This is a genomic window from Clostridia bacterium (assembly GCA_017554615.1).
Classification (GTDB): domain Bacteria; phylum Bacillota; class Clostridia; order UMGS1840; family HGM11507; genus SIG450.
Map to the genome: position 1 here is coordinate 1 of JAFZHY010000009.1, position 2,986 is coordinate 2,986.

At 36.5% G+C, this 2,986-nt stretch carries 7 protein-coding genes; all 7 read left to right on the forward strand.

The window, feature by feature from the left end:
• Positions 1-359, forward strand: a 359-nt coding sequence (rplN, locus tag IKZ35_01990; GenBank protein MBR4892734.1) for a 50S ribosomal protein L14, incomplete at its 5' end; no start/stop codon positions are given.
• A 16-nt stretch (positions 360-375) separates the two neighbouring features.
• Complete coding sequence (rplX, locus tag IKZ35_01995) at positions 376-702, forward strand: 50S ribosomal protein L24 (GenBank protein ID MBR4892735.1); 327 nt, start codon at positions 376-378, stop codon at positions 700-702.
• A gap of 23 nt (positions 703-725) precedes the next feature.
• Positions 726-1,268, forward strand: coding sequence for a 50S ribosomal protein L5 (gene rplE, locus IKZ35_02000; protein MBR4892736.1), 543 nt, complete (start codon positions 726-728; stop codon positions 1,266-1,268).
• Positions 1,269-1,288: 20 nt separating this feature from the next.
• Positions 1,289-1,474, forward strand: coding sequence for a type Z 30S ribosomal protein S14 (locus IKZ35_02005; GenBank protein ID MBR4892737.1), 186 nt, complete (start codon positions 1,289-1,291; stop codon positions 1,472-1,474).
• A gap of 65 nt (positions 1,475-1,539) precedes the next feature.
• Complete coding sequence (gene rpsH / locus IKZ35_02010; protein MBR4892738.1) at positions 1,540-1,938, forward strand: 30S ribosomal protein S8; 399 nt, start codon at positions 1,540-1,542, stop codon at positions 1,936-1,938.
• A gap of 21 nt (positions 1,939-1,959) precedes the next feature.
• Positions 1,960-2,499, forward strand: coding sequence for a 50S ribosomal protein L6 (rplF, locus tag IKZ35_02015; GenBank protein ID MBR4892739.1), 540 nt, complete (start codon positions 1,960-1,962; stop codon positions 2,497-2,499).
• Between the two features lie 32 nt (positions 2,500-2,531).
• A complete protein-coding gene (rplR, locus tag IKZ35_02020; protein MBR4892740.1) occupies positions 2,532-2,894 on the forward strand; it encodes a 50S ribosomal protein L18 in 363 nt (120 codons plus the stop codon).
• Positions 2,895-2,986: the final 92 nt, after the last annotated feature.

A 2,986-nucleotide genomic window follows, 5' to 3' on the forward strand; every position in this document is an offset into this window, starting at 1 on the left:
AAGAAACAAGATTAAAGGTTGCTGATAACACCGGCGCTAAAGAGCTTCTTTGCATCAGAGTTATGGGTGGTTCCAAGAGAAAATATGCTAACGTTGGCGATGTAATCATTGCTACTGTTAAGAAAGCAACACCCGGCGGAGTTGTGAAAAAAAGCGAAGTTGTTAAGGCTGTTATCGTAAGATCTAAAAAGGGCGTTGGCAGAGCTGACGGCTCATATATAAAATTCGACGAAAATGCGGCAGTTATTATTAAGGACGACAAGAACCCAAAAGGAACACGTATTTTCGGCCCTGTTGCAAGAGAGCTTCGTGATAAAGAATATATGAAGATTCTTTCTCTTGCACCTGAAGTACTGTAATGGGGGTATTTGAGAGATGATTAAAAAGATTCACGTTAAAAAAGGTGAAACTGTTAAGGTAATATCCGGTAAGGATAAGAACAAGACCGGTAAGGTTCTTGAAGTAATGCCAAAAACAGGTAAAATTATAGTAGAAGGCATCAACATTGCTACTAAGCACACAAAGGCTAGAAAGCAGGGCGATGTAGGCGGTATTCTGAAGAATGAAGCTCCTATCTACGCAGCAAAGGTTATGTTTGTATGCGATAAGTGCGGTAAGGCTGCAAGAGTTGGTAAGAAGATTCTTGAAGACGGTTCAAAAGTAAGATACTGCAAAAAGTGTAACGAAGTTATCGATAACTAAAAGTTTGGGAAGGAGGATTTAAAATGGCAAGATTAGAAGAATTCTACAAGAATGAAGTTGCTAAAGCACTTAAAGAAAAGTTCGGATATAAAAACGTTATGGAAATTCCAAAGCTTGATAAGATTACTATCAATATCGGCGCCGGCGATTCTAAGGACAATTCCAAACTTTTAGATGCTGCTATTGCGGAGCTTGCTATCATCACAGGTCAGCAGCCAATCGTAACAACAGCTAAGAAATCAGTTTCAAACTTTAAGGTTAGAGAAGGTATGAAGCTTGGATGTAAGGTAACCTTAAGAGGAAAGAGAATGTACGAATTCCTTGACAGATTATTCAACATCGCATTACCAAGAGTTAGAGACTTCAGAGGAATCAATCCTAACTCCTTCGACGGTAGAGGTAACTACTCTATGGGTCTTAAGGAACAGCTTATATTCCCTGAAATCGAATACGATAAAATTGAAAAGTTAAGAGGTATGGACATTAATTTTGTTACTACCGCAAAGACAGATGAAGAAGCAAAAGAGTTACTTACTCTTATGGGCGCTCCATTTGCTAAAAACTAACCTGAAGGGAGGTTCTTAAAGTGGCTAAAAAAGCGATGATTTTAAAACAACAAAGAACACCTAAGTTTTCAACAAGATTTTATAATAGATGTAAAATTTGCGGAAGACCGCATGCATATCTTAGAAAATTCGGCATCTGCAGAATTTGTTTCAGAGAACTAGCATATAAAGGACAAATTCCTGGTGTTAAAAAAGCAAGTTGGTAAAAAATATGTTGCGTAAGAGATAAGATGGTTTTTGCATCTTATTTAAACGGAAGGAGGCATGACGAATGCAAATCACAGATCCAATCGCTGATATGTTAACAAGAATCAGAAATGCTAACTCAGCAAGACATCTTTCAGTTGACATTCCGGCGTCTAATTTAAAGAAATCAATAGCAGAAATATTACTTGAAGAAGGATATATAAAGAATTATCAGATTATTGATGACGGAAAACAGGGTATCATAAGAGTTTCTCTTAAATACGCTGAAAACAAACAGAGAGTTATTAGCGGAATCAAAAGAATTTCTAAGCCTGGTCTTAGAATCTATGCTAACAAAGAAGAACTTCCAAGAGTTCTTAAAGGTTTAGGTATCGCTATTATCTCAACATCAAAAGGTGTTATGACCGACAAGAAAGCCAGAAAAGAAAATGTTGGTGGCGAAGTTTTAGCATACATCTGGTAATAAAAGGAGGAGGACGAAAATATGTCAAGAATAGGAAAAATGCCTATAGAGCTTCCTCAGGGTGTAGAAGTTAAAATTTCTAACGATAACTTTGTTACCGTTAAAGGTCCAAAAGGAACTCTTGAGCAGTCATTTAACAGTCAGATTAAAATCGAAATAAACGATAATGTTATCACATTTACCAGACCTAATGACATCAAAGAAGTTAGAGCACTTCACGGTTTAACCAGAGCATTACTTAACAATATGATTATTGGTGTAACTCAGGGCTTTACAAAAGAACTTGATATCAACGGTGTTGGTTACAGAGCGGCAAAACAGGGTAAAACTCTTGTTTTAAACCTTGGTTATTCTCATCAGGTAGAGGTTAACGAAATTGACGGTATTTCCATCGATGTTCCTAACCCTAACAAAATAATAATTACCGGTATTGACAAACAGAAAGTTGGTCAGTTCGCTGCTAACATCAGAGAAAAAAGACCTCCTGAACCATATAAAGGTAAAGGTATTAAATATTCTGATGAAGTTATTAAGAGAAAAGAAGGTAAAACAGGTAAGTAATCACTAAGCCTTAAGAAAGGAGCGAATTAGTTATGATCAAAAAAGCAGACAGTAATGTTGCAAGAGTTAGAAGACATAAAGCAATCAGAGCTAAGATTTCAGGTACTTCTGAAACTCCAAGACTGAATGTTTTTAAAAGTCTAAATAACATATATGCTCAGATTATTGACGACACTAAGGGTGTTACACTTGTTTCTGCTTCAACACTTTCAAAAGAGATTGAAGTTAAAAACGGTGGTAATATCGAAGCAGCTACAGAAGTAGGAAAATTAATAGCTAAGAAAGCGCTTGAAATGAATATCGAAACTGTTGTATTCGACAGAGGCGGATATTTATATCACGGAAGAGTTGCTGCATTAGCAGACGGCGCTCGTGAGGGCGGTCTTAAATTCTAATAAGGAGGTAAAACCCAAGTGAGTTTAGATAAAGTAGATTCTACAGTATTAGACATAAAAGAAAGAGTTGTAAGCTTAAACCGTGTTGCTAA